Origin of the sequence: Methylocystis sp. B8, from assembly GCF_005771425.1 — a bacterium.
In the GTDB taxonomy this organism is placed as follows: Bacteria; Pseudomonadota; Alphaproteobacteria; order Rhizobiales; family Beijerinckiaceae; genus Methylocystis.
The window spans coordinates 65,556-90,727 of record NZ_VBTZ01000012.1; the positions used below are offsets into that span (position 1 = coordinate 65,556).

General features: G+C 58.0%; 24 protein-coding genes and 2 pseudogenes. 8 read left to right on the forward strand and 18 right to left on the reverse strand.

The window, feature by feature from the left end; all coding sequences use genetic code 11:
* Positions 1–118 precede the first annotated feature (118 nt).
* From petA to FEV16_RS15445, 6 genes and pseudogenes are all read left to right on the forward strand, one after another.
* Complete coding sequence (gene petA / locus FEV16_RS15415; protein WP_246657371.1) at positions 119–781, forward strand: ubiquinol-cytochrome c reductase iron-sulfur subunit; 663 nt, start codon at positions 119–121, stop codon at positions 779–781.
* Between the two features lie 246 nt (positions 782–1,027).
* The gene (locus FEV16_RS17495) at positions 1,028–1,222 is read left to right on the forward strand and encodes an invasion associated locus B family protein (protein WP_138168490.1); all 195 of its coding nucleotides are present in this window, start codon (positions 1,028–1,030) and stop codon (positions 1,220–1,222) included.
* Positions 1,223–1,466: 244 nt separating this feature from the next.
* Positions 1,467–1,799, forward strand: a complete 333-nt coding sequence (locus FEV16_RS15425) for a hypothetical protein (protein ID WP_138168491.1) — start codon at positions 1,467–1,469, stop codon at positions 1,797–1,799.
* Between the two features lie 483 nt (positions 1,800–2,282).
* A pseudogene (locus tag FEV16_RS17345) lies at positions 2,283–2,444 on the forward strand (SOS response-associated peptidase family protein); the annotation flags it as partial.
* A gap of 686 nt (positions 2,445–3,130) precedes the next feature.
* A complete protein-coding gene (locus FEV16_RS15440; protein ID WP_138168493.1) occupies positions 3,131–5,062 on the forward strand; it encodes a hypothetical protein in 1,932 nt (643 codons plus the stop codon).
* A 9-nt stretch (positions 5,063–5,071) separates the two neighbouring features.
* Entirely contained in the window at positions 5,072–6,796 is a 1,725-nt protein-coding gene (locus FEV16_RS15445) for a hypothetical protein (protein WP_138168494.1), read from the forward strand.
* 10 nt (positions 6,797–6,806) lie between these two features.
* Here the strand turns inward: FEV16_RS15445 and FEV16_RS17010 are convergent, their stop codons facing one another.
* Positions 6,807–6,980, reverse strand: coding sequence for a hypothetical protein (locus FEV16_RS17010; RefSeq protein ID WP_171015258.1), 174 nt, complete (start codon positions 6,978–6,980; stop codon positions 6,807–6,809).
* A 304-nt stretch (positions 6,981–7,284) separates the two neighbouring features.
* Between FEV16_RS17010 and FEV16_RS15450 the strand changes: the two genes are divergently transcribed.
* On the forward strand, positions 7,285–8,052 hold the full coding sequence (locus tag FEV16_RS15450) for a hypothetical protein (protein ID WP_138168495.1): 768 nt from the start codon (positions 7,285–7,287) through the stop codon (positions 8,050–8,052).
* A 96-nt stretch (positions 8,053–8,148) separates the two neighbouring features.
* On the opposite strand, the gene FEV16_RS15455 is transcribed toward FEV16_RS15450, so the two are convergent.
* From FEV16_RS15455 to FEV16_RS15520, 14 genes and pseudogenes are all read right to left on the reverse strand, one after another.
* Positions 8,149–9,216: a bile acid:sodium symporter gene (locus FEV16_RS15455; protein WP_138168496.1), complete on the reverse strand. Its 1,068-nt coding sequence runs from the start codon at positions 9,214–9,216 to the stop codon at positions 8,149–8,151.
* A 132-nt stretch (positions 9,217–9,348) separates the two neighbouring features.
* Positions 9,349–10,539: an MFS transporter gene (locus FEV16_RS15460; RefSeq protein WP_138168515.1), complete on the reverse strand. Its 1,191-nt coding sequence runs from the start codon at positions 10,537–10,539 to the stop codon at positions 9,349–9,351.
* 53 nt (positions 10,540–10,592) lie between these two features.
* Positions 10,593–11,069: a hypothetical protein gene (locus FEV16_RS15465; protein ID WP_138168497.1), complete on the reverse strand. Its 477-nt coding sequence runs from the start codon at positions 11,067–11,069 to the stop codon at positions 10,593–10,595.
* Between the two features lie 86 nt (positions 11,070–11,155).
* Entirely contained in the window at positions 11,156–11,761 is a 606-nt protein-coding gene (locus FEV16_RS15470; RefSeq protein WP_138168498.1) for a family 16 glycoside hydrolase, read from the reverse strand.
* Between the two features lie 110 nt (positions 11,762–11,871).
* The gene (locus FEV16_RS15475) at positions 11,872–12,753 is read right to left on the reverse strand and encodes a DUF1259 domain-containing protein (RefSeq protein WP_138168499.1); all 882 of its coding nucleotides are present in this window, start codon (positions 12,751–12,753) and stop codon (positions 11,872–11,874) included.
* Between the two features lie 22 nt (positions 12,754–12,775).
* Positions 12,776–14,143, reverse strand: coding sequence for a chromate efflux transporter (gene chrA / locus FEV16_RS15480; protein ID WP_246657377.1), 1,368 nt, complete (start codon positions 14,141–14,143; stop codon positions 12,776–12,778).
* 2 nt (positions 14,144–14,145) lie between these two features.
* Positions 14,146–14,973 (reverse strand): sulfurtransferase/chromate resistance protein, encoded by an 828-nt coding sequence (locus tag FEV16_RS15485; RefSeq protein WP_138168516.1) that lies wholly within the window; start codon positions 14,971–14,973, stop codon positions 14,146–14,148.
* Between the two features lie 305 nt (positions 14,974–15,278).
* Complete coding sequence (locus FEV16_RS15490; RefSeq protein WP_246657373.1) at positions 15,279–16,172, reverse strand: relaxase/mobilization nuclease domain-containing protein; 894 nt, start codon at positions 16,170–16,172, stop codon at positions 15,279–15,281.
* Positions 16,173–16,302: 130 nt separating this feature from the next.
* Complete coding sequence (gene mobC / locus FEV16_RS15495; RefSeq protein WP_138168501.1) at positions 16,303–16,821, reverse strand: plasmid mobilization relaxosome protein MobC; 519 nt, start codon at positions 16,819–16,821, stop codon at positions 16,303–16,305.
* Between the two features lie 355 nt (positions 16,822–17,176).
* Complete coding sequence (locus tag FEV16_RS15500; protein WP_138168502.1) at positions 17,177–18,172, reverse strand: ParB/RepB/Spo0J family partition protein; 996 nt, start codon at positions 18,170–18,172, stop codon at positions 17,177–17,179.
* Positions 18,169–18,921 carry a ParA family protein gene (locus FEV16_RS15505; protein WP_138168503.1) on the reverse strand — a complete coding sequence of 251 codons (753 nt, stop codon included), beginning with the start codon at positions 18,919–18,921 and terminating at the stop codon, positions 18,169–18,171. Before FEV16_RS15505 ends, FEV16_RS15500 begins: the two co-directional genes overlap by 4 nt.
* Positions 18,922–19,671: 750 nt before the next feature.
* Complete coding sequence (locus tag FEV16_RS15510; RefSeq protein WP_246657374.1) at positions 19,672–20,058, reverse strand: single-stranded DNA-binding protein; 387 nt, start codon at positions 20,056–20,058, stop codon at positions 19,672–19,674.
* Between the two features lie 584 nt (positions 20,059–20,642).
* Entirely contained in the window at positions 20,643–20,846 is a 204-nt protein-coding gene (locus tag FEV16_RS15515; protein WP_210234906.1) for a hypothetical protein, read from the reverse strand.
* Positions 20,847–21,164: 318 nt separating this feature from the next.
* Positions 21,165–21,431 (reverse strand): annotated as a pseudogene (locus FEV16_RS15520) (Tn3 family transposase); the annotation flags it as partial.
* Between the two features lie 157 nt (positions 21,432–21,588).
* Between FEV16_RS15520 and FEV16_RS15525 the strand changes: the two are divergent.
* Positions 21,589–21,939 carry a phasin family protein gene (locus FEV16_RS15525; protein ID WP_138168504.1) on the forward strand — a complete coding sequence of 117 codons (351 nt, stop codon included), beginning with the start codon at positions 21,589–21,591 and terminating at the stop codon, positions 21,937–21,939.
* Positions 21,940–22,219: 280 nt separating this feature from the next.
* Here FEV16_RS15525 and FEV16_RS15530 read toward each other — a convergent pair whose 3' ends face one another.
* From FEV16_RS15530 to FEV16_RS15540, 3 genes are all read right to left on the reverse strand, one after another.
* The gene (locus FEV16_RS15530) at positions 22,220–22,645 is read right to left on the reverse strand and encodes a universal stress protein (RefSeq protein WP_138168505.1); all 426 of its coding nucleotides are present in this window, start codon (positions 22,643–22,645) and stop codon (positions 22,220–22,222) included.
* A gap of 202 nt (positions 22,646–22,847) precedes the next feature.
* The gene (gene amrS, locus FEV16_RS15535; RefSeq protein ID WP_210234907.1) at positions 22,848–23,954 is read right to left on the reverse strand and encodes an AmmeMemoRadiSam system radical SAM enzyme; all 1,107 of its coding nucleotides are present in this window, start codon (positions 23,952–23,954) and stop codon (positions 22,848–22,850) included.
* A gap of 155 nt (positions 23,955–24,109) precedes the next feature.
* Positions 24,110–24,574, reverse strand: coding sequence for a DUF6328 family protein (locus tag FEV16_RS15540; protein WP_138168506.1), 465 nt, complete (start codon positions 24,572–24,574; stop codon positions 24,110–24,112).
* Between the last annotated feature and the right edge of the window lie 598 nt (positions 24,575–25,172).

Genomic DNA, 25,172 nt, shown 5'->3' on the forward strand with positions numbered 1-25,172 from the left:
GATTTTGTAGAGCGCTCTGAAAAAATGGCGAGATTAGCGATTACGCCTCGCAGGGTGCTTTGAGCCCTATTGTCAATAGGGGTGGCCACGGGAGCCCTCAAAAGCCTAGGGGTTTGCCATGATCAACCGATCTCAATCGCCTTCCAAGGCCCCGGCAGCGAAAACGACGCGCCGTAATTTTCTGTTTATCGCAACGGCCACGACAGGCGTCGCCGGGGCGGCGGCCTCCTTAGTGCCGTTAATCGATCAGATGAACCCCGATGCGTCGACTCTCGCGGCCGGCGGTCCCGTGGACATCGATCTCGGCCAAGTGGAACCAGGCGGACAAGTTGTCATTCTATGGCGGAAAAAACCAATCTTTGTGGTGTTTCGAACTCAGGAAAATCTGCAGGTTCTTCAAAGTCGCCAATTGTTAAGCGAGCTAGCTGATCCAGAATCGGGATATCTTCAGCAACCTCCCTACGCCAAGAACTGGCATCGTTCGTTGATGCCGGAAATCGGGGTGTATGTAGCGATATGCACCCATTTAGGCTGCATTCCGCAATTTGATCCGCTTCCTAACGCTACAGACCCAGCTCCAAACTGGTTGGGAGGTTATTTTTGTGCCTGTCACGGCTCGAAATATGATCTCGCGGGGCGCGTATTTCGGGACGTTCCCGCTCCTATAATTTACCGGTTCCGCCATATCGCTTCACGGGCGATACGACAATTCGAGTCGGGGAAAATCCGCCAAACGAGGACTCGACTTTTCAACGATCCGCCAAATGTGAAGATGACCTGACTTTCAGCCGTTTCTAAGTGCTGCCCGATTACAGTAAAACGCGCGAGCGAAAATCGCGCCAGCGTCACCGATGCCGGGGCGCCACGCGATCAGCCGTTGACAATCGCTCTACCCGCACTCGCAGCATAGATGGAGCGGATGCCTTGCTCGCTATCGGGCCAATGTAGGAAGCGAGCATGCATCATCAGCAATTTCCTCGCGCCGGCGGCTTGCAATCGAACGGCGTTGAAATCGAATTGAACGCCTATCGCACGCGCTTGCCAATCGCGATGCACTCAGATTACCTGTGCTGCTGAAGGTCCTATCGGCAACGACCTGATGAGCAAGATGCTCAACGGCAAAAATTTGCTAATAACAATCTACGTTAATCCCGGCGAGGGACTTCGCCACATAGTCACTCTCGACGGCTTTAAAGACGGCTATAATGCGCTGCGGGAGTGAAAGCCGAAAGCGGGAGATTTTCATCAATCATCGCCGGTTCGCCAACCTTTGCCTTCCTCGGCCGGGCTTGCAGACAAATATCGTCATCCGAGAAGAGCCTCTGCGGGATTCGATTGTCGAAGGTTGGGGCCACTTGCCTTCACAATGACGTGCTCAATTTATCGGGGCTCGATCGGCGGCGGCGCAGAACAATAGCTTAAGCAGTGTTTGGCGCTTGCCGCTCGTGAAGATCAAGGAGCCGAACATGCGTAAGATCGCCAGGGCTTATGCGCTCGGAATCATTTGCGGCGCAGCAGCGCTCGGGAGTTCAGTCAACCAGTCGGATGCTGGGGTAATGAGCATAGCGGGCAAAGAACCGCTGAGTCTCTCTTCGCCCCTCGAAAGCGTGCATTATCGGTGCTGTCGCTATCGCCATTACTGGCGACATGCATATTGGCGTCACCGTCACTACCGCTACTATGGTTACTACCCTTGGTACAATCCAGCCGGAGCCATTGCGGGTGCAGCGGTAGGACTCGCGACGGCCCCATTCTGGGCTCTCGGCGGATACTACGGTTACGGTTACCGCTACTACTGAGTTGCGCTTTTGCGCGCGAGAGGTAGTGGCGCAGGCGGCTCTCCTCGATCGGGGGATGGGGCCAGCGCCACTACGGCCGGAGGGGTGCGACGCCGGCGCACATGGCAAGTTGTCGCATTGGCGCCGAACGCAGCAAAACTTACGTAGGCGTCAACATCATTCCTCCCGAAAAACTAGCCCGGCCTTGTGCCGGGCTTTTTCGTTTCGAGCCAACGAAGACGAAGAGAACACGCGCGACTGCGCGCAAGGTCGTGGCGCGTCCGCGCTCGCTCCTGTTATGCTTCCGCCTATGTGTGGACGCTTCACCCAGCATCTCTTTTGGGAAGAGCTTCACCGGCTCGCCGATCTGATCGGCCAGCCGCGTAACCTTCAGCGGACCTTCAACGCCCGCGCAGAGACAGTCACGGAAAAGCCGATGTTTGCTCGGCGTTCAAGAGTCGCCGCTGCGTCGTCCCAGCCTCCGGCTTCTACGAATGGACTGGCCCGAAAGGCGCGAAGACGCCGCATTATTTCTCGGCGCCAGACGGCCGTCCGCTCGCCTTCGCTGGACTGTGGGAAAGCGCGGCTGATCCCGACACGAAGGAGATGATGGATTCGGCGACGATCATCGTCGGGCCCACGCGTCGCGAATTAGCTTTTTGGTAGCTTTGATCACGAGGGCAGGGTCACTTCGATGAGATTGGCGCGTAGGAGGTCGGCCGAGGGAAATTCGACGAAGGACTTTTGATCTTCGGACATCCACCCACAGTCTCGGTGCAGGCGCGCTATCAGGCGACATGGGCGCATAGGTGACCGGGGGATGACCATGGTGCGCCGCGGAATCCTCCGCGAGACGGCGAGTTGCAGGAACGGATCGACCCGCCGCTGGTGAACAGATCCGGCGTCAGCGACGCCAATCCAACGCTTATCGGGCCGGAACTTGCCGTGCCGGAGTCTGCCTAGCGCCATTATGCGACCTTCGCAAGGTTTTGGTCTTAGCGCCGCGCAATTCGGCGTCGAGCGCCATCTCGGGCAGAAGCGCGACGCGAGCTATCCTTTTGGCTCCTGGATTGCAACTCTTGTTGGGGCACACCAAGTTGGAAAGCATGGCGCATTATCTCGGCATAGAGGTCGATAACGCCCTGAGCATCTCGGAGCAAGTTGAGCTTTGACAGAAACAAGCGCTTCGGCCTGGCCGACACGGTTCGGCCACTACGCGCGAGTGTCGGAAGCGCGCGGACCACGAGAGGAACCAAATCGGCCTTCTATACGTTCTCTATAAGAATATTTCTAAATTATTGCGTCCAGATAGGAGCGCTCGCTTTCCATTTGGACAATGGTTCGAGGTTGCCATGAGCGAATTTTTTCAGGGAAATTGGCGCGCCACGGTCATTGGACGTAACGCCGGATTTAGCCAAAGAGTCAACGTCATCGCCGCGACAAGCGGAGCCGGAGCCTATGATGGCGTTGTTGGCAACAGCTTTGTCTTCGAGAACGGTCAAGTCGATCTCGAATGGAATAACAACGCTGGTTCCAGTTGGCAGCCAAGCGCGATCATCAGTTCGATCGGCATGTCAAGCCCACTTATCGTTGTGCGATTCATGTCGGCGGATGACAATTTCCCCGACCAGCGAGACGGCGATTATGACGACCTCCAGGTAAAGTTTGAGCATCTCGACGCGCCATTTGAGATCACTCAGCGTCCGTTCGCGTTGGAGCGCGGTTCTCTCGTCATGATGCCAGACGGTATTTTCGATACGTCACAGGGCGTACAATATATGGGCGTGCGCATCCGCAACAAATGGTTCTTCGACTGGACGTCGGATTTTCCGACGACGGGCATGAAGATTGGCATTGCGCCCACAAGTCGTAGCGCGTTGGGTGTGCACGGCGTGATTGTGCTCGACGCATGGACAACGCAGGAACAGCAACAATTCGGCCAAGTCGTTGACGGCGGCTATGTGCGCGTGCCCGATCTCAAGGTTGGTGAAGAGACCACTATCTATTTCAAGGTGGACGTGCGGAACGCGGGACCTTCTAAGCCGGTAGTCGGCTTTGTCGCGCAGCGCGACGCCTTCGATCCGAATTACGATGCGCCGACGCGGGTGGTGCATAAGAAAATCTTCATCACGCGCAGCGCCTTTGACAAAACCACAAAGGAACTTGTCGCCAGCGTGCCGGAAGGAACGTTGCGACTGAAGCTCGGTTCGATCAAGCTCGATCTTAAAGCCGCGAATGACGCCGCCAAGGATTTGATGAAGTGTCTCAGCAAGGGCGACTCGGGCGGCCCCCGTGGCGGTTCGGGCGGTGGCTCTTGGTGGGAAGATTGCCGTACGCGCGAACGTATCTGCAAAGAGCGTGGAAGCGAAATGCTGCGGCGGATGTTAAAGGAACTGCTCGACGGCAAGGATATCGATATCTGTCGCTTGCAGGAGCTTCTAAATACATGCTGCGACCCGAAAAGCGTCGGCTGCTGTTCGGATGGCGGTGGCGGCGGTGGCGATGGCGGCGGCTGGCAGGACGGCACGGGCGTCGACGGTTGGTGCCGGGTGAAGCCCATCGGCTGGCTGCCCATCAGCTTCGATTACAAGATTGAACCGAATCCGGCCTATCTGGGCCAGTTCGGGCCGCTGCCCTTCGAGGACCCTTGGTGGAAGGTCATTCTCATCATTATCGCCGTTCTCCTGGCGATCGCTTCGGTTGTTTACGACTATATCGAGGCAGGGCAGGATCCGAAATTCATTATAGGCAAGATTCGACGCGTGGGCGACGCCAACGCTAATCATATCGATTGCGCGGTTTGCGATCTCAATGGATCGCGCGGCGTCAACCTCGGTCAAGAGGACGCGCAAAGCGACGATGTCAATAATGGATCGCCGATTGAAGGGTTGGGCAACATTATCCAGCTCGATCGCACTGACAATGGCGATTTCGGCATTCAAGACGCCGTTCTTGGCAATGTGGTGTGGAAGTCGGGCGGACGCAGCGGCACGACGCGCGGGGTCGTCAATTCGATCACTTTTGCGACCAACGTAAATTACGATACGGAAGACACGATTTCGGGCGTGATCAATTACGTTAATCAGGTGCATGTCACACAAATCGTCGGCATGGAGCAGCCGCTGTCGCAGGCGGGCGATTCGGGATCGGTTTGGGTGGATATGGCGAGCAAGCGGCCAGTCGCGCTCAATTTCGCAGGCGATCTCTCCGATGCGGGAACGGATGGGATCGGCAATCCCATCAGGCTGGTCGTTAATCAGTTGAATATCCGTTTCAACAATTAGGTGTTCGATATGAACAAGGAATTTTACGATATGCTGGATCGCGCGATCGCCGCAGCGGGAAAGCATGAAAAAGAATTGCTGAGCATGCCGGGCGTCATCGCCGTCGGCGCAGGACCGCGCCGACGCCGCGGCAAGATTACAGGCGAGGCCGCGATCGTCGTCACGGTGCGAAAGAAAGCCGAGCAGCCTTACGGCAACCTGCCAACTACCCTCGATGATATCCCTGTCGACGTCGTCGAACTCGGAAAGCCTGTCGAGGCGCCGGAAATCGTCGCGGCTCAGGCCAGCGCCAAGAAGGCGCTCGATAATATCCGCGAGGAATGGCTGAACAAGCCAAATGTTGTCGGTCTTGGCGTCGGCTACAAGACCGTCAAGGGGCAGATGCAGTTCGATCGCATCGCTCTCAAAGTCTTCGTCGAGCAGAAGCTTGCCCCCGACGAAGTGAGAAGCCGTGGCTATCAGCTAGTGCCTTCTGAAATTGACGGCATTCCGACCGATGTTGAGCAGATGGCGCGACTGCGCCCGACTTCAAGCGCGTCGGGTTCGCGCGACGATCGTAAGGATCCGCTCGTCGGCGGCGTCACCGTTGGCGTGAACACCAAACCATTCTGGTACGGCACGCTCGGCGCCATCGTGTTCGATCGCATGACGGGCGAACAGATGGTCCTCAGCAATCAGCATGTGCTTGATGGATCGCCGGGGACGGAAGTTGTTCAGCCTTCGCCGATTGGCCTGGACGATTCGCTCGAAATCGGTTTCCAGCTCGACATCTGCAATCCGGCTCATTTCTTCAGGCTCGATACGCCCAACACGACGGTAGGGTCGGTGTTGGCTGGCGCGGCGGTGGCGGCGGCGGTGGCGGCGGCGTTGAGCGACGAAATCGATCCTACCCGACGCGGTCAAGCGGCGACGCATCCTCCTGACGGATCTAAGACATTGGCGGAAAGTCAGAAGATTAAACTTAACTATCCTGAGTTGCCGATCCCAGGAACGCATTTCAAAATCAATACGGGTTGGACATACACCAGGCATACGGACGCGGGTGATTTTTCGCACAGCGTCAGCGAAACGAAGAGCAATCCGCATGTCCTTGCTGATAAACTGTTGCTAACCGACAAAAGGCTCTATCGTCCAGGAGAGACGATCAAGCTTTTAGCGCTAATATTGCCGGAGGCTTGCGCGCCTAGGCAGCCAGACCCGAATAGCGGCGCGGCGCTCACCCACGTTGAGCGCGAGCATTTGAGTCGTTGGGCCGGCAAAACGCCCGAAAGGCTAAGCGAAAGCGTTGCAACGCCGCAGGCGGCGATTGGCATTCCCGGCTGTCGCTGCGAGCGCTATCACGCGACGGCGATATTGACGCCGACGACGGTCGATAAGGCTTTCCCTGTCGCTCTTCGGCAGCCTGTCGTCAAACACAGGAACGACGTCCTTCAAGAGCTTCTGCAATTGCTCGAAAAGCTCGACAATCGCGAGCTGCTTGCGCGCGCGTTCCGCATTTTGCGCTACGGCTGCATCTATATTGGTGAGATGACTGTTGGCGACGTCCCGACGGGTCCGTGGAAGCATTACCTTTATGTTCAGACGGTCAATTACGCGACGGAGAATCTTAAGCCAACCGAGGCGGCGCAGATTATCGGCGGCTTGCCGGTGAGCAACAATATGAAGCCCGCTCTTGATGTCGCATGCGGTCCGATCGTTTTTGAGGACGGGCAATTCGACATCGAGCTAATTTAGTCAACCTCAATCAAGAAGGCGCTTTTGATTTTAATGCTTTTTTGCTTTTTGCGGCTGCGCCATCCTGACACAAGTCACGAGACTGCGTGATAAGAAGGATCAGCAGCCAGTCGAACATAATTCGTCTCGCTAGATCTGAATTTCGGGAGGGCGCGCCTTCGTCGTTGCCGGATGCATCGCGCATTGAAGGCTTTCCCACCCATAGGGGCCGTTTATCCTTCCCGCAGGAGCGACCGCTTAGGGTCAGGAGCGGCCGTCGCTTCGATGGCTGCTTCGCGCCAGGAGCAGACATTCCCGAAAGGTTCCATATGGGGATGTATATGGACCCCGTCCGATCGCAATAGCTTTGACAGGCTCTGGCTCTCGGTCACAACTGTGAGAGGGTTCCAATTCACAAGTCAGCAATTGCCGAGATCGCCCGATGGCGGAAAGGGAGGCTTCAATTGAGTATATCGGGAAAAATAGCTCGGCTGATCCTTTGCCTTCTTGTGACATCGGCGCTGGCGGTCGCCGGCGTACCTGCGGCAGCGCAGACGGTCGAAAAGCGCGGCCGCGCTGGCGAGGGCGAGACGCACCTCGTCCTCACCTATAAGGCGCCGATAGAGAAGCGGGTCGCGTTTCGCAAATATATGGAGAGCTCCGGCGTCACGCAGTTCGAGGGATGGAGGAACAAGGGGGTTTTCACCGGGTACAAAATTTTGTTTGCGACGCAGGTCAACGAACAATTACCCGACATGTGGGTGATCATCGACTTTGCCAAGTTCAGCGACATCGCCAAATGGCATGCGATTCAGCGCTACTATCCAGGTGGGCTCGCGCCGGAAGGCATTGCTCTGGGAGTTCCTAAGACCGACACCTACACTGACCTCGTTTGGCAGGGCGGCACAGCCAAGGCCGACCAGTCCAAGTCGCTGTACATGATCATCCCTTACATCTCGTTAGTCGCCAGCGAGAAATACGAGGACTTCGTCAATAAATATGTTGTCCCTCAGCTGACCGGCTGGGTCGAGTCAGGCCTGATGCCGTCTTACGCCATTTATTTGAACCAGAACCCGACCAACGCGCCGTGGCATTCACTGCTGCTACTCGAATATGATGGGATCCGCGGCATGGCGCTTCGCGACTCGCTCAAGGAGACGATCCGCGGCAGGCTCGCTAACGACCCAGGATACAAACAATATAGCGAGATCAAAACGACGATTCGAAAAGAGCTCGAGCCCGCCACTTTTGAAGTGATCCGACCAAAACAAAAATAGGAATGTGATCAAGTGTTCGAAATCGGCCGGCTTCTCATTAGGGTCGGCTAAATTCATATTTCGTCGGCCGCTCAAAAATGCGTCGGGACTCGCGCCCTAATCCGATCCTCCCGCCACGCCCCGGGACAATATCTTGTCAACCAGGGCTGCTGTGAAGTGTTGGACTAAATTGTAGAAAATGATCGGCAACATGACGCCTGGGTGATCGGAGAACTCAAGCGATGCCATTACAAGGCCCGCTCCATTGTTATTCATGCCGAGGCCGAACATCAATGACGCCATATCAGCGCGACCAGCACGGAAGACGCGCGCCAACATGTATCCCGCGCCGAACATCACGAAACACAACAAGATCACGATGATCAGCATCACAATGACGAAATCGAGATCAGGCTGCGAAATGACTCCTGGCAAGGTAAGCGACGCATTTGAATAGTTCAGCAACGCTAAAACGATGAAATTGGCGAGCTTCAGGTAGGGCGAGATCAACGCCGAACGCTTTTCTCCCAATATGCGATGAGTCAGCATGCCTAATAAGGACGGCAAGATAACCCAAATGCTGAGGAAAAGGTCGGTACCGCTACTTGCGAGTTCGTGCAGGTCCTCGGAATAGTGGCCCACTGTGATGAAGCTTCCGGCATGAAGAACAATCGGCGTGACGATGGGGCTGCTTAGGGTTGTGAGCAGGATTAGCCCAAGGCTTAACGTGAGGTTGCCGTTTGCGTTCTGCGACCAGGCTGTCGACGCCCCTGCGATTGGCATCGACGCAACTAGGGCGAGGCCCGTCAGGATTTGCTGAACCTCCTCGGGGTCGCGCCAAAGTTTCATGATGATGTCGACGCAGGCGATGTAAGCGAGCGGCACAAGGAGATTTCCTGTAGCGCCGGCGATTAGCAGGTACGGCTTGCGCTTCAAGCCAATCAGTTCATCCGCTCTGACACCCAAGCCAGCATTGAAAAGTAGGAAGGCCAGCATCGCGGGGGGCAGCGATACGCTAATCCTGGTGCGCACAATATCGATATTCCCAAGTTCGGTACTGCGTATAAGAAGCCCTAGGCGAGGGAAAAAAGCGGCGACAATGTAAGAGGATACAATTACCCATATAAAATATTTATGGATGAAATGCAGGACCGTGGCGGTGATCGGGGGCAGTCCATGGTTCACTTTGTTTCCTCTCCTACGAGATGGTGATCGGAGGGACACCCTCCTTCTGACCAAGCGTCGAGAGCGCCGGCTGCAAACACGTTCCCGCCGAAAGGGCAATAAACAAAAATCTTGATTTCGGATCTGGCAACATCAGCATTCTTCAGGCGGCTTCAAGCGCCGAAACTGATTGAGCAACAAGATATCATAAGCAACTTTCAACGCTCCGCAGATGATTAGTGGCGACGCCGCCCACGAAAGAGAAAAGAGGGCGCCCGCAAGCGCCGGACTCAAGGACGCGGCGAGGTTGCGAGGAATGGATGTTAAACTCGCAGCTGCCGTGCGTTCGGGTTCGGTCACGACCGCCATCACATAAGATGAACGCGTCGGCACGTCCATTTGTGATAACCCGGCCCGAACAAGCAACAAACTGAGAGCAAGTGGGAGCGACGGCGCCAAGGCCGCGAGGATTAGGCACAGGCTCGAGGGGATGTGTGTGAAGACCATTGTATTGACCAGACCGAAGCGCCTCGAAAGCCAAGCAGCCACAGGATAAGAGAATGCCGACAGGATTCCTGACCAGAAGAAGAACAGGCCTGCAGCAGCAAGCGATAAATCAAAGCGTTCGAATAGCCAGAGGGCCAAGAGCGATTGAATAACAAAGCCGCCAGCGAACGCGTCGAGACTAAACAATGCGGCAAGCTTGTAAACAATAGCGCGTGATGGCCCAAGCGAACTGGAATGACTGCTTTGCGACGACGGAGGCATCGGAATCATGCGCACATAGAGCAACCCTCCAACCAGCCCCAGCATCGCATAGACTGCGAACATCACCTTCACGCCCAGAAGCTCTGGCCAGCCCATTCTCGTGAGAATTTCCGGCAAAGATGCCGCCAACGCGCCACCAGCGGCTGCGAGGCCGCCGACGAGGCTATAGCGCGCGAATGCACTGGTCCGCGCCGCGGCGGCTGTCTGGCGAGTTAGAACGGCGTGTTCAATGGGCACGAAGGCGCTTGCGCTACCGCCCGACGGATTTACAGAGCCGATGAAGGCGACGACGAGTAGTAACGCGTATGAATCAACGATCGATAGTGCAACGCCGGTCGCCGCCGCCAAGGTAGCGGCGATGATCAGCAAATCTCGCGCGTCATAGCGATTGCCGATAAGGCCAATCACCAAGGTAAGGAGGGCGGAGCCGAGCAATGCGGTTCCCGCTAGCACGCCGATTTCGAATGGTGAAAAACCGAGCCTCACGAGATAGAGCGGCAGCAACACGGCGACAAAGCCGTCGCCGAAGTCCCGGAGGCCGCGCGCCCAGATCACTAAGCGAAGAGTCTCGTTCATCCACGAGGCAGCTGGTTTCGACGCGAATGACTCTTTCACCGGCCGCAACTCACTCACTTCAGGAATCCCTCCAACGAGAAATCTGATCCATCGATTGCGAATTTGACTTCCGAGCCCTTGGCCCAAACGGTGTAACAGTTTTCGCCGAAGCTATCGGTCATGCAGAGCTTGTCCTTCGCGACAGCCCATTTATCGGTCGTTGTCTTACCCATCCGCGTGCTTTGCATTGTTCCGCCGGCGGCAAAGCGATAGGAAAAATGGATGCCGTCGCTGAATTGCTTTCCACTGAAAGCCCTCTGAATTTGAGGCCCGGTCAGCCTTTTGAAGCCCTCGGATTGGGGCGAGGCAGCTCGGGCTGGCGACATCAGCAGAGCTGCTGTGAACAGTGCACGAATAAACATTTTAGCTTCTCCGATAATCTCGCGCCGCAGCTCGAAATCAGCCCGACTGCATAGCGCCGCCAATCGTCGCCGAGGCAGCAAGCGTTCGCAGCAATCGCCTTGAACCAAGATCGCGACGGCTACGCCCATGGCGAAGAGCGACGTCCGGGGATCATGACCAGGCAGCCTCCAGGCCAAGTCTCGCCGTGTAGCAAGACGAGTATGAATCGGTCCGATCAGCCATGATCTATCGGACTGACGACCAAATCATCGAATGCCGTTATCGAGTCGGCTTTCGTCCAGAGCCCAACTCGTCCAGATTTAAACCTGTCGTCTCGATGATCGATGAGCTGTTGCTCATTGAGCCAGCCCCTTAAGCGGTCGCCCTCGGCGTTGATGCGCAGCTTATGCCATTGACCGAGTGCGGGAGCCTTGACCCGCGTTTCAAGGATTTTACGCCGGCTGCTATCGTAATAGTACAGATTGAAATTATCCTCCAAGGCGTTGGCTCGGATCACGTAATAGCGGCCTTCAGAAAAGCGAAAGACAATGCCGCCCGCCGCGTCCTTAATTCCCGAGATTGGTTTGAACCGCACCGAGACATTGACGTCGGCAAAAGGGCCGCCAGGCGCAATGATCACATTAAATGCGTTGTTTGTGGCGCGTTGGACCAGCGCTTTACCGCTCGAAGCGCCCGCGACATCCTCAATGGCCCATTGTCCCGTCACGGTCTCCCAGCCCCCGAAGGCGCGCGTAAAGTCGAAGCGCATTTCGGAGTCTGCAGCTTTCGTTTGACGACCAGCGAAAATCATCGAGCCGCCAACAGTCGCGGCAGTGGTCATGAGCTGCCGCCTTGAGATTTTGTGCATGATTCCTCTCCTTTGCACTGAGCCATACTGCCGGGTCGACCAGTACTTTGGTCTCGTCAGACGCTCTGAGCCCCGCGGTACCGCTAATGGGTGTGATGGGTCACGGCCAAGGCCGCCTTCAGTCCTTTGGCCAAACCAACAGCGTCGGCATTCGCCCAGAAATGAACGAAGAACAGCCGAGGTTCGTCGCCGAGCATATGGTTGTGTAGGGCGGTGACCTCGATCCCGTTGGACTGAAGCGCTTTCAACAGCGGCTCGACCTCCTTGGCCGTAGCGACGATATCCCCCGTAATCACCGCCTTGCCCGCCCCCGTGGGTTGGAAATTGATAGCGTTCGCGACGCCCATCGCAGGGGCGACTGTCGCGCCTTCGATCTTGATGGCGTCAGCTCTCGGGATGCTGAATTGATAGACGCCGCCGCTGTTTTTCCCTTGCGAGCCGAGGGCTTCTTCGACCCGTGCCGTGTCGAAGTCGATCTTCGGAGGTTCACCAACCGGAACAGCAGAAGGCTCAAACGGCGTCTTTGTTTCGGCGAGTGCGTCCCGAATGGCCTTGCTAATTTTCACGGGATCGCCGTGCGCGCCGACGTGCATGTAGAAAGGCGCGGGGCTGGCGCGCAAAAGGTGGTTATGGACGGCTGTCACCTGGACGCCGTTGGCGAGCAACGACCGCATGACAGGGTTTATCTCGGTTTCCGTCAGGACCAGGTCGCCCATCATCATGGCCATTTGCCCTGTCGGCTCGAAGGCAATCCAGCCGCCGAGCGCAAGCCCCGGCTTGATTGCGACCCCATCAAGGGTGACGTGAAGATCGCTGCGCGGGAGACCGTATTTGTGTACGCTCCCAATGACGGCGGCCTTCTTGCCGATTGCGGCGTCAACTTGCGACCAGTCGGTTTCAGCCATAGCCATGGACGCGGGCAATAGCAGGCCGATTGTCGTCAAAGCGGCTAGCGGCAGTTTCATGGCTTTCCCCTTTGCTGATTGCCTAGATCGCTCCCGCGAGAAACAACCCCATTCCTGCTGCGCAGGAGCCCGCCAGAGTCTGAAGCATGCCAATCCTGAAGCGGAAGATTGCGACCGCCGAAGCGACCGAGAGAGCAAAGCTCCAGAAATCCACACTTGTCAGAACCGGCGCGTCAAACGACAGCCCGTGAGCATGCACGGCGACAGTCTCGCGAAAGATTGCATGGATCGCGAACCAGATCGCCAAGTTGAGGATAACGCCGACAACCGCGGCGGTTATGGCCGCCAAAGCGCCGGACAATGCCTTGTTCTGGCGAACCTTCTCGATGTAGGGCGCGCCCAGGAAAATCCATAGAAAGCACGGCGCGAATGTCACCCAGGTCGCGAGCAACGCGCCCAGCGCGCCAGCAACAAGCGGCGGCAACTCGCCTGGCGACCGGAACGCCGCCAGGAAGCCCACGAATTGTAAGACCATGATGAGCGGGCCCGGCGTCGTTTCCGCCATGCCTAACCCATTGAGCATCTCTGCAGGCGTTAGCCAATGATAGGTCTCGACCGCCCGTTGCGCGACGTAGGCGAGAACCGCATAAGCGCCGCCGAAAGTGACGACGGCCATTTTGCTGAAGAACACGGCGATTTGCGAAAAGACGTTCTCCGGCCCGGCTGTAATCAGGATCGCCGCCACTGGAACGAGCCAGACCGCCAACCAAATCAGGCTAACGCGCAGCGCCCGCTTTCCCGAAGGGAGGGCGTGAGCGGGGGTCTCGTTGCCTAGAAGACTTTCGCGGTCCTCGTGCGCCGCCCCATGCCCGACTGCCGCGAAGGCGAGATTACCGCGCGCCGCGCTTACGTAACCAATCAACGCCGATGCAAGGATGATTGCGGGGAATGACACGGCGAGGAAGAAAATGCCGATGAACGACGCCGCAGCCAAAAGGCGCATGGCGGTTGATTTGAGCCCCCGCTTTCCGATCCGAACGACGGCTTCGACGACAATGGCGAGGACGGCGGCCTTCAATCCAAAGAATAGCGCGCCTACGATGCCGACGTTGCCCCAGAGCGCATAGATGATGCTGAGCCCCATGATCGAGACGATGCCGGGGAGGATAAACAGCCCGCCAGCGATAAGGCCGCCGAGCGTTCGATGCATGAGCCACCCGATGTAAGTGGCGAGCTGCTGGCCTTCCGGGCCGGGCAACAGCATGCAATAGTTGAGGGCATGCAAGAAGCGGCTGTCCGGAATCCACTTCTTCTCATCGACAACAATCCTGTGCATCATCGCAATCTGCCCGGCGGGCCCGCCAAAGCTCAGCAAAGCAATGCGCCCCCAGACACGGATAGCTTCAGCGAGGGATACGCCATGATCGCGGGCGGTAGTTTGAAAATGAATATTCACGACGCTTTTCCTGATTTGGCGGCAGGCCAATTGTGGGGTTCGTCAGTCGCATCGCGACACCAGCGGTAGAAAGCATCGTAGAACGCCATCCCGGCTTCGAGCTGTTCGAGGTCATTTGCATACATGCGGGAGAGCCCTAGAGACGCCGCGAGCAGACCGGCTGCCTCAGGGGCAATATTGAGCCGCGCCGTATCCGCTCCTCGCACGATGACGGCAAGCCTTTGCAGGGGCTCTGACTCCAGTCCCCATTCTTCGAGCATGGTGTCGAAGGTGCAGCGTTCGCCTCTGTGGCTCCAAAATGCGCCTTCTATATCGAACGGCGCGCCGCCAAAGCGTTCCGCAACGGAAGACACCTCTCCAGGGGCGACGAAAAGGAAGACGGCGCCAGGATCGAGAAACCGCCGAATGAGCCATGGGCAGGCGATGCGATCAACTTTCGGGCGAGAGCGCGTGACCCAGATCGTTCGCCCAAGACCGTCGCGCCGAGGCACTTTTGAAGCCGGAATGAGTGGGCCGCCCGATTTTACCCAGGCCAAATGCCCGCCAGCGAGCACGTCGGAGGAACTTGCGCCCGCATGACGAAGCCATGCGGCGACGCCTTCGCTGACCTGCTCGCCAGACTGATCGATGACGATGGACGGCCGACCGATGAATTCCGAAGCCCATTCCGAGACAGACTTGGGATCGCGGCGCAAAGCGCCTGGGTGAAAGCGCGGATCGGCCTCGTAATCCCTATCAGTCCTCACGTCGATGAGCGCAGGGCAATGCGGGACGCCGATGAGACGCGCAAGCTTGTCGGGAGAGATGGAGTTGATTGACGACATGGTGCGCCCTTGGTGGAAAACCCGGACGCGATTCTTGGGCATGTCGCCTCGTGGGGAGATCGCTTCCCCATAGGACGACAATCTGCCGCCTTGGCGTTAGAAGTCAAGATCGCTGTGCTTGCAACGGGCTGAGGCTTACCAATGGGTTGCCACGTGCAAAAGATAGGTGCGAAAGCCGCGCGTCATTTAGGTCCAGACGGCGGCCTCGCGAATGGCCGCTTCGGGTCAATATCGGACGTTTGGCAGTTATGGTGTCGCGCGCGTGAGCGCGCGGCTCATAAATCGAGCTCCATCCCCGAGCGGTTTCATTTGTCCTTATTTTTTCCAAGCTCCTGCGGCGGGATTCTTTGGATGGCCTTGGCCAGCTCCTTCAACAGCCTATCACGTCTTGTTTCGACCTCAGGCAGTTCCGCCACGAACTGCAGCACCTGCATCGCGAGGTCGCGATCGGCCGCGCTCGCAGAACGTCGCAGGTCCTCGGCCTGTTGGCGATAGGCCTCTCTGACATCCGCCTGCCTTTCCCGCGTTCTTGCATTCCAAGGGCGATCTGAGCGTTTTCCTCCTCGCGATTCCTTCACGATCTCCTCGCGGGCGAGCCGCTCGACGCGCGGCTGCTCCCCACGCTGTTTGATCGCATGGACAGTGCCGCGCTCGGCCTTCCTGACTTTGCCCCGTGTGCGGCGCGGCGTCGCTTCCGCCTCGACGCCGCGCAATCGCAATTTGCCGGCGAACTCTTCGCGCCATGTCGCGAGATCAGACTTGCGAGGATTAAGCCGCCTACCGTCGTAGCCGAGCGAGCGAACGGTGAGGTGGACATGCGGGTGCTCATCGTCGAGATGCTGCACGAAGATATAATCATGTTGGTCGCCGAAGGTTCCGATCGCAAAGGCGCGAACGGCGTCCTTCACGGCCATCGGGTCGGTTCCGGGCGGCATTGATAAAATGATGTTATGAGACAGCGGCCCGTCCCGACGCCGACTGCCATCTAGTTCCGCATCGTCTGCCCACCGCGCCTGGACGTCGCGCAAACCCTGCCGTCCTTGCATTACCGCGCCGGTTTCCGTTTCGGCAGCGAGTTCGCCGTTGCGGGTGATATATTCGAGATGGGATTTCAGATGAGCGACGGTTTTGGACTTGCCGGTGATCTTGACCATCACCTCAGGCGCTTTGGCGACGATCCGCTGCAGCTTAGCCCGCATGCCGGGCGTGAGCTTCTGGGGTCGATAGGATCAGGAATTTCCCATTTCGCGCGCTTTGGCCTTCGGACCGGCGTTCTCCAGACGTAGGAGATCGGCGGTAGTTCGAGGTCGCGGTCGCCCCCGCCGCTCATCAGCGGCCTTGCCAATAATCGGCGTTACGCCTGACCGCGACACGTAGTTCGGCGAGAGCGACCTCGATTCGCGCCGAAGCCTCCCGGATTGCTTCGGCCTCGATCTTCACCGATTGTCCAATTAGCCGATTCAGATTGGCGGCATGGGCAATCTGGTTGATGTTGCCGCCAATGCGGTTCAGTTCGCGCGCCACGGCTCGTAGCGCCTGACGTTCGTCACGCGTCTGCTGCACCGGAAAACCGAGCCGCGCCCTTACCAGCGATGCGATCCATTGCGTGCGGTTCATGCCGCGCTGCGCGGCGACGGTCGCCAGAAGATGCAGCTCGCTTTCGGTCAGTCTGATCGTCACTTTGCGGGACACTCCCGTCGCGATCGGTCCCTGCGCCAGTGACTTGCCATTTCCCATCGCCTGCTGAACGAGACGCCGCATCAAAGCGGATTTGCCGCCTTCGGTCGCCGCCATCGCCGCGAATTTTTCAGCGAGCGCATCGTCGAGATGAAATCCCAGAAACGCCATGCGTTCGCTTAGTCCTCTCAGAGGGCGAGGTGTTTAAAAACGGCTGGCGGCAAGCCTATCCTGCACTCCACCTCGAAAAACACGATGCGCTCCATTTTCAAGTCTCATGGCTCGATTTCGATTGCTTGTCTCAGGCTTGAGGCGGGTTCTTCGGCTGACTTGGATCGTTCGCGTCGGCATGAAGATTGAGACGACGGCTCCCGACCTCTTCCCTTCTTGCCCGCGCCTTTCCCACACCCTCCGGCCTCACTACGGCGCTATTTGATGAGCGCGTTCAGCCTCCGGGCGCTCCGCTTCGCTTCGTCCCTTCGGGATGGAAAAACCGCTTTGCTGCTCGCTGCCTGATCGATCGCCATCAAAGCGGCTCGTGGATTCGAATCTCGACAAGAGCGAGTTCAGCGAGCGACACTTGCGCTTCCTCACCATGGTCATCGAAGGCGACAATCCCGAAGTGCGAGCCTCTTTTCGAAGCGCGCCCAAGGATCAAGCGACCGCCTCTTTGCTCGTGACGGACACGTACGATGACATCCGATGCAGATTTCCGTGGCGCCGTCGGAAAGGGCTCGCCCTCAGGCAGCCCTGCTGCGCCGAGTTTCACCTCATCTTCCGTCGGCTGAGGTAAGGATGGCTCCCCCCGGAAAATCAGGCTTGCAGCCGGGAGTGAGTCATCGTTGTGGCTTGGCTTTGCAGACGCTCGTTCGACGAACGCTTCAGCTTGCCGACGCGTGAAAGTTTCATGCTGCGCGCAGAATTCCTCGACTCTTGCCGCGTCTCGCTTCCACAGCTGATAGAGTTCATAAACCGCCCGAAGCGGTGACGCTGAAAGCTTATCTCGGAGCATCTGCGGCATCTGGCCAATCGATGCGTGCATTGCGACGAACCCCTTGCTCTTGGCGAGGCGTCTGGCGATGTCCTTTTGCTTTTCTCCGACTCTCAGTCGCGCTTCGATGAAAGCGGCAATCTCCGTGGCCGAAAGGTCGTCGCGCTGAATGTTTTCGACCATCTGGTCATATGGATCGTCGGCCTGCCCAGCCTGAATGATGGCTTTGATAGTCGTCAGACGGGCCAAATTCGCCGCACGGAATCGGCGTGCGCCGAAAACGATGCGGTGCTTGCCGTTAACTTGCTTTTTGGTGACGCCGATCGGCTGGAGCAGACCGCGTTCGCGGATCGAGGCGGACAACTCTTCGAGACCGGCTTGGTCGAAATTGCGACGCGGCTGTCCGGGATCCTCCTCGATTTGGCTCAAAGCGATCTCGAGCGGCGCGCCATTGTTACCGATCGCGGGTTCGAGGCCCTCGAGCTCGTCGAGCAGCAAGGCGACGTCGTCGAGTTTTTGGGCGTAGCTCATGCAAGATCCATTTTGGCGGCGAGTTTGTCAAAGACCATCCGCATTTCTCGCCCCGCGTCGCGGGCGGCTGTCTTCGGCAGACTCCAAACCGGCTTTTTCTCCGCCAGAGCCTCGCCGATCGACGAGCGCTGCGGGATCACGCCGTCGAAGAGATATCTCGTGCCGAACTTCTGGATGAGGCTCTTCAGATTGTCGCGCTGACGCGGGGATGTCGTCTGGAGGCGGTTCGGGATCAAGCCGAGAAAATTGAGATTAGGATTGTACTTCTGCTTCACGCCGACAATATGCTTCAAAAGCGTCTCGATGCCGTCGATTGCGTAATCGTCGAGGTCGATCGGCGCCAACACGAAATTTCCAGCGACCAGTGCAGTGAGATTGCGCACGCCAAAGGTCGGCGGCGTGTCGATCACCGCGATGTCGTAGTGACATCCCGAGATGTCCCTGAGATTCGAGCAAAACTGCTGAATGAGCTTACCGTCGACCGTCAGAATTCCGCGCAAGGCCGGAGTGGCGGGCGCGACGCGGATGCCGGGTGCCGACAGCGGTGGAACAGCGACCGGCCGGGCAAAGAAGGCGGCGGCCTCGGGCCCGCCAATCTGAGCCGAGAGTGTCGTCGTGGCGTTGCTTTGCGGATCGAGATCGAGAAAGAGGACGCGCTTGCGATGTTCGGCGAAATACCAGGCGAGGTGAACGGCGATCGTGCTCTTGCCGACGCCACCCTTTTCGTTGTTCACGACAATCACTTTCACGAGACGGCTCCAGTCGAAGCAATGGGACGCATGCTGAGCGCCTCTCCAATTCAGGGTATTTGATGTTCGACGAATCAGTCGCCCAATTACAGCGACTGACAAAAAGCAAATTCGACGGGCTTTGCGCGACTGTGAGATTTCACAGGGATAGAATTAGGTTTGCCTGACAAACAAACTTCGGGGCAAGGATTGTCGGTTACGCGAGACGGACCTCAGGTTACGCGAGACGGACCTCCGGACGGAGGGAAGGTCTCTACTCGAAAGTTTGCCAGACAAACTTCTGCACATGCTTCAAAGAGAACAAGCAGAAATGGCGCGCCAGGGCGGGGCTTATGCGTCCCATGGGAGTCGCTGCGCGCGTCGGCGAGATATCGTGAGCGATGGAATAACGTCTCGCGCGCGCGAAGTTTGATGGTGCCCGCCGCAACGTGAAGAGGAGCCGAGGGTTTTCGGCCCGAGCAAGTTTGTTGGACAAACTTGGATGAGCGATCAACGCGCGCAGGACGCACAGCGACCAAAGTCGCGGAGTTTCCTGCTCAGAAGTTTTGCCGGACAAACTTCTGAGCAACCGTCTCCTGAAACAGGAGGAGCAAGCGCGTGCGTCGTGGCACGCGAAGACCAGTCGCAACCCCGCCATGCTCTGGGTCGAGAGGGTCGACGCGAAGAAATCGGGCAGCCATCCGCTGACCCGTCACAAATCCAAGAAAGGTCGCGTCGGCGGGGCGGCGTGCGGCCGCCCCGCTCTTCGCGTCACTTGCGCTTCGCGGATTTCTTCTGTGCCTCAGTCGCGGCGTCGGCCTCGTCCTTGTCGGACTGGTCAGTCTTGGCGGAGGCGAGGATCGAGAAGTCGTCACAGTTGAGGTCGACCGTGTAGACCTTCTCGCCATCCTTTTCGAAGCTGCCCTGCTTCAAGGTGCCCCGCGCCACCACCAGATCGCCGGGCTTCGCATAGTCGCGGACATATTTGCGGGCGCTATCGCTCCAGATCGTAATCTCATTCCAATAGGGCTTATCCTTGGTCTCGCCGTTGCGGTCCTTGAAGCCGTAATTGGCGCAAATCGAAACGCGCGTCGTCTGCGCCACTTCACGAACCTTGCCGATGCGGCCGAGGATCTGGAATTCCGCGAAAGTCTTCATCTTGCTCTCCATCATTGGGGCGGCTGCCCCGGTTGCGATGGCTGTCCGTGATGGCCACAAGGGCGACGCCCGAACCGAAGCGCCGAAAGGCGTGTGGCCGAAGCAAAGCGGAGGACCCGAAGGCCGGGGCGATTTTGGCTCGCGAGGAATTGGCGCGCGTAAGCGCCAAGGGGAAAATCGTCGCGGACGCAGGGTTTTGGGCGTCGACTGCGGCCATAGGACGAAACGCCATGCAACCGGAGGCGGGCGCACGTAACGGAGAGCGATGACAAAAAACGTAGCGAATTCGGACTTGGAATGGCAGGCCCTCTGAAGGTCGGCGAGCCAGTGCTTCGATGTCAGCGGAGCCGGCTGTTCCGAGACCGTCCGACGAAGAGAACAACAGCCCCTCTGGGGGAACGAAATCATCTGGGCGACGCGGAACGCATATAAGGTCGCGCGTTCAAACCCGCCCGATCACAGTGGCGCGCCGTCCATGCTGCAGGCTGAAGCGAGACGGCGAGGTGATGTCCCTGTCGACGGGAAGCGACGCTCGCTCGAAGCGATAACGCCTGAACAAAATCAATGACGGGGCATTCGGTGCATTAGCGGAAAACCCAAGGAGTTAAGAGAGAGCGGGATCGCGTCGGCGCCGCGCGCGCGATCCCTGCGATCGTCATGACAATGCCGATGTACGTCGCGTCCCAACCATGGTTCGACCAAAGATAGATCGCGAGAAACGGCCCCACCCCGCCTTGGACGTCGGCAAGCAGGAAATTGAGCCAGTCAAGCGCCGTTCGGTTGCGCATCGGATTCTCGCGTCCGGTTCAACGGGCGGGTATCTAGCTAGGGCCGCGGACCGCGCCTTTCGGGCGGCGGCGCCGGGGCAGTTGCAGACAGTTCAGCTGCGCGGGCGACGATCCAAGCGCCCGAACGTCCACGACGCGGCCCATCGGCCAGTGTCGGCTACTGAAAAAACCAACCGACCGTTCGACCGTTCCGCGCAAAGCGCCACATGGCCGCCAGTCGGAGTGGCCTGGATCGCGTTGAGGATGAGGTGTCGATCGCCTGGGCGATCCGTTTTGGTTCGAACACGGCCCCGCCGTCGCAACTTTTGGCTTCGAGCGTTACGCCATACGCCGCCGCCTGTAGGATGAACGAGCATCGACGACATAGAGTCGGCGATCGGCAAGATCCCGGATGCGCGGCGCGATTCTAAATCCCGTGAGATGGCAAAGACCGAACACCTGATCGACGGCGCCAGCCGTAGCTGTGTAATGCTCGCGAATGTCCAAAGAGCATTTGTGGTAAGGCAGACCGTCCAGAATATGTGCGGCCTAACTGGCGTTGGCCGCAATGACCTTGGTATGAAACGGCGCATAGCGATCGGAGAGATCGGCCAGAGGTGATGGTTCTTGGCCGAACGGACCCAGCTTGGCTGTGCTGCAAAGCAATATGTTTCTTGACTTATTTGTGCAGCGCACATAACCAATTAGCCTCTAGAGCGGCGTGGGAATTGCCCCGCGCGCCTAGACTAGAAGGGGATAAACGATGACAGTGTTCCCAGACATTAAGGCATTCGGCACGAACCCATTCGAGGCGTTTTCCGCGTCAACCAAGGGTCTACAGGCCATCGCGGCCGAAACGACGGATTATTCAAAGAAGTCCTTTGAGAAAAGCCGGGCGTTCTTCGATAAGCTGATTGGCGTGAAAAAGATCGACGAGGCGATCGAACTTCAGTCGGACTTCGCCAAATCCGCCTATGACGATTTCCTGGCCTATGCCACCAAGATTGGCGAAACGTATTCGAGCCTGGCCAAGGAAGCGTTCAAGCCGATCAATGGCGCGTCGCCTGTCGCCGCCCCGCCGTCAAAGGCGCCGGTCGCTGCCAAGCAGAGCTAAGTCGCGCGGGTTAGCACGTCTTATATCGGCCAACAGAAAACGCTTGATCAGCTCCGCTTATCGAGCGTTTTCCTGGGGTGCATCGCGCGCTTCTTGCGCTCTCGCAGAGAACGAAGGAGCTTCGCGACGCGAAGCAGACATTGCTCTCGTCAACGAGATATTTCGGTGACGCGAAACGCCGTGCGCGCAACCGGGTGACTTGCGCACAGCAACGGCGAGGGCGTGCAGGCATGATGGCGTGATCGAACATGTTGCGCTAGGCGCCTCGCCTTCAAATCTCTTATCGCCGCACCACCAGCACCGAACATTTGGCGTGCCTCACGATCATGCTGGCGTTGGAACCAATCAGGTATCTGGCCATACTCGGCTGATGCGAGCCCAAGACGATCAGATCAGCGGCCCACTCATTGGCTTCGGCTAACACCTCTGGATAAATCGCGCCAAAGCGCACTGCAGTCGAAACGCGCTCTGGCGTGTAATCGATTTGGTCGGCGACTTCCGCGAGACGCTGTTCGGTGGCGAGTCGAAGCTGTTCGCCAAAATTTGTCGGCACGTAGTCGGCATAGGCGGCGGGTAGGAAAAATTGCACATAGAGTAACCGAAGACTTCCGCGCGAGACTTTGGCGAGGGCGACTCCCTCGTCGATCCCGATCTTGGTCAATTCGGGCTCGGTGAGATCAAGAGGGGCGAGGATTTTCATGAACATCGGCGTCGTCCTCAATGCCAGATATCACGTCGAGCCAGCTCGGTTTCTTAAAGAGTGTTTGTCAGCTTTTCAGCGTTCCACCCTCCAACCAAGGATTCGTTAACCGCACAGCTTCCTCATTAACAGCTTGCACGGGCTGATGGACTAAATGTCACTTCAATGAACTTGCGAGACGGAGGCCGACGAAGACGCCGGAGACCCTTCAACGCCAAACTCGATTGGCGTCCGCCGCGCCCCCCATGAGCCATGGCTCTCTTCGAACACGCCGGCGCATCGCGCGCCGCAGCTTAAGCAGCGGCCCTTGTCGTCGAGCGCCCAGGGAGGTGATCTCGTACCAGTTGCGGCCGATGACGCGCTCGCCGCAGGCGTGACAATAGGTGCTCTGCCCCGCCTCGTCGTGAACATTGCCGGTATAGACGTAGCGCAGGCCGGCGCTCTTCGCGATTTCTCGCGCACGAGTCAGCGTCGCGCGGGGCGTCGCCGGGACGGCATGCATCTTCCAGTCCGGATGAAACGCCGAGAAATGCAGCGGCACGTCGGGGCCGAGCCGGCTCGCGACCCATTCCGAGAGCGCGGCGATCTCGGAAGGAGCGTCATTGCAGCCAGGGATCAACAGCGTCGTTATCTCCAGCCAGACTTTGGTCTCGCGCTTGACGTATTCGAGAGTGTCGAGGACGGGCCCGAGCTCGGCGGAGCAAAGCGCGCGATAGAAACCATCGGTGAAGGCTTTCAAATCGATGTTGGCGGCGTCCATTGCCGAGAAGAACTCTTCGCGCGCCTTTTCTGAAATATAACCGGCGGTGACGGCCACGTTCTTGACGCCCCGCTCACGCGCTGGCCTTGCGACGTCGACGGCATATTCGAGGAAGATCACGGGATCGTTATACGTATAAGCGATCGCGCGCGACCCAGTCGCCCTCGCGGCGCGAACGATCGCGTCGGACGAAGCTTCGGATTGCAGCCTGTCGAAGCTGCGGGCCTTCGAAATATCCCAGTTCTGGCAAAACTTGCAGGCGAGGTTGCAGCCGGCAGTGCCGAACGACAGCGCAGGCGTTCCAGGCAGAAAATGGTTTAAGGGCTTTTTCTCAATCGGATCGATGCAGAAGCCAGAGGAGCGGCCGTAAGTGGTGAGCAGGATTTCATCGCCACGACGCGCACGCACAAAGCACAGTCCACGCTGGCCATCGTGAAGCTTGCAATATCTGGGGCAGAGGTCGCATGGGATGCGGCCATCGGCGAGCCTTTCCCAATAACGGCCGGGAACGCCGGCAATGGCCTCGCGCAAAGGTGCGCTTTGTGGTTTGTTCATGGGCTCCAAATGGAACGGTCGGGCCGGATTTTCAACGAACAGTAGCGCCTCAAGAATTTTCAAACGGCGAATGTCCTTTTCCCTTTCGAGGCTGATTGCGCCGCTTCGTTTGAGCCAATCGCCACGCCGACTCTTACTTACCTGCTTCCGTTAGCCTAGCGCAGGACGTTAGGTAGCAGAAACCAAAGCGCAGCAAAAAATGCGAGAAGCAGGCTTGCGATCCAGAGGCTCGCGTTGACATCGTCGAGTATAAGGTCCGCGAGAATATAGACGTCCAGACACAAGCCAATCATCAGCGGAACCATCGCAGCTGTTATGAGAATCGAAGTGAGCTTCACGAAAAAATCTGTGGCAGTTCTAGGTTCTGCCTGCCGGTGATAAGCGGCGGGCGTCATGATGAGGGCGATGGCTATGGCAATGAGCAGAGCCGCCGAAAGATGCAATCTTTGCTCGAAAGCAGATATTTCCAAAAACCGATTGTTAAAAACCGCTATAAGTTGAAAGCCGAACAGCGCTTGAATTCCCGGAAGCACCATCCGGGCTTCCTCAATAGCGCCGCGAGCCAGCTTTTGTGTTTGTTTCCCGGACTCGTGAGAGAAATTTTCCTCGCGGCCGTCCATTTGCCTGTCCTGTCCTTTGTAGCCCTCACCGAGGTAACAGAGCACTGCTTCGTCTGTTCCCGAGGCTGAGGCTCTGGCGGGGACTTTGCTGCGGAGCGTACAGGTCGCACAGGTTTCGAGAGTGGCAAGCAATATGACCGCGCAAAGCGCATCTTGACGACGCGCGCTTGCACTTGCCCAGATGGAATGGCCGCAGATCCTCACCCTCGAAGCGAAGATTATCGAACACGCTCAGCGGCTGTCTCTCGCTCGGCAATTGCCAATCAAGTTGGGCGCTGTAGCAGATTCCTGAGCGACGTCTGTTCCCATGAGGTTTGCATGAGCAGCGTGGAAATGCGCTGTTCTTCGAGCGCAAGGCGTCTCGCGCAGCTTAGCAGTCGCGCCGATAACCCTGTCTCCTGCCTCGTTCCACGAAAAGGCCGCCTCAAAGTTGTAGTCTCGTGTTTTTTGGCCACCATATAAGGGACGCGCATGAGCATGGATGACGCGCGCACAAGCGAGGCGCGCCAAGCCGCTCGAAAGCAGCCGTTCGTTCGAGCTCGAGCGCTCAAGCAGAGGGGCGCTTCCAACGTTGAATGGTCAAGCCATAGCGCAGGCC

Bases quoted from the DNA above. Each gene is read 5' to 3' on its own strand.
- petA (WP_246657371.1), top strand. From the start codon at position 119: ATGATCAACCGATCTCAATCGCCTTCCAAGGCCCCGGCAGCGAAAACG.
- FEV16_RS15425 (WP_138168491.1), top strand. From the start codon at position 1,467: ATGCGTAAGATCGCCAGGGCTTATGCGCTCGGAATCATTTGCGGCGCA.
- FEV16_RS15440 (WP_138168493.1), top strand. From the start codon at position 3,131: ATGAGCGAATTTTTTCAGGGAAATTGGCGCGCCACGGTCATTGGACGT.
- FEV16_RS15445 (WP_138168494.1), top strand. From the start codon at position 5,072: ATGAACAAGGAATTTTACGATATGCTGGATCGCGCGATCGCCGCAGCG.
- FEV16_RS17010 (WP_171015258.1), bottom strand. From the start codon at position 6,980: ATGCGCGATGCATCCGGCAACGACGAAGGCGCGCCCTCCCGAAATTCA.
- FEV16_RS15460 (WP_138168515.1), bottom strand. From the start codon at position 10,539: ATGAACGAGACTCTTCGCTTAGTGATCTGGGCGCGCGGCCTCCGGGAC.
- FEV16_RS15465 (WP_138168497.1), bottom strand. From the start codon at position 11,069: ATGGGCGTAGCCGTCGCGATCTTGGTTCAAGGCGATTGCTGCGAACGC.
- FEV16_RS15470 (WP_138168498.1), bottom strand. From the start codon at position 11,761: ATGACCACTGCCGCGACTGTTGGCGGCTCGATGATTTTCGCTGGTCGT.
- FEV16_RS15475 (WP_138168499.1), bottom strand. From the start codon at position 12,753: ATGAAACTGCCGCTAGCCGCTTTGACGACAATCGGCCTGCTATTGCCC.
- FEV16_RS15485 (WP_138168516.1), bottom strand. From the start codon at position 14,973: ATGTCGTCAATCAACTCCATCTCTCCCGACAAGCTTGCGCGTCTCATC.
- FEV16_RS15490 (WP_246657373.1), bottom strand. From the start codon at position 16,172: ATGCGGGCTAAGCTGCAGCGGATCGTCGCCAAAGCGCCTGAGGTGATG.
- mobC (WP_138168501.1), bottom strand. From the start codon at position 16,821: ATGGCGTTTCTGGGATTTCATCTCGACGATGCGCTCGCTGAAAAATTC.
- FEV16_RS15500 (WP_138168502.1), bottom strand. From the start codon at position 18,172: ATGAGCTACGCCCAAAAACTCGACGACGTCGCCTTGCTGCTCGACGAG.
- FEV16_RS15510 (WP_246657374.1), bottom strand. From the start codon at position 20,058: ATGAAGACTTTCGCGGAATTCCAGATCCTCGGCCGCATCGGCAAGGTT.
- FEV16_RS15515 (WP_210234906.1), bottom strand. From the start codon at position 20,846: ATGCGCAACCGAACGGCGCTTGACTGGCTCAATTTCCTGCTTGCCGAC.
- FEV16_RS15525 (WP_138168504.1), top strand. From the start codon at position 21,589: ATGACAGTGTTCCCAGACATTAAGGCATTCGGCACGAACCCATTCGAG.
- FEV16_RS15530 (WP_138168505.1), bottom strand. From the start codon at position 22,645: ATGTTCATGAAAATCCTCGCCCCTCTTGATCTCACCGAGCCCGAATTG.
- amrS (WP_210234907.1), bottom strand. From the start codon at position 23,954: ATGAACAAACCACAAAGCGCACCTTTGCGCGAGGCCATTGCCGGCGTT.
- FEV16_RS15540 (WP_138168506.1), bottom strand. From the start codon at position 24,574: ATGGACGGCCGCGAGGAAAATTTCTCTCACGAGTCCGGGAAACAAACA.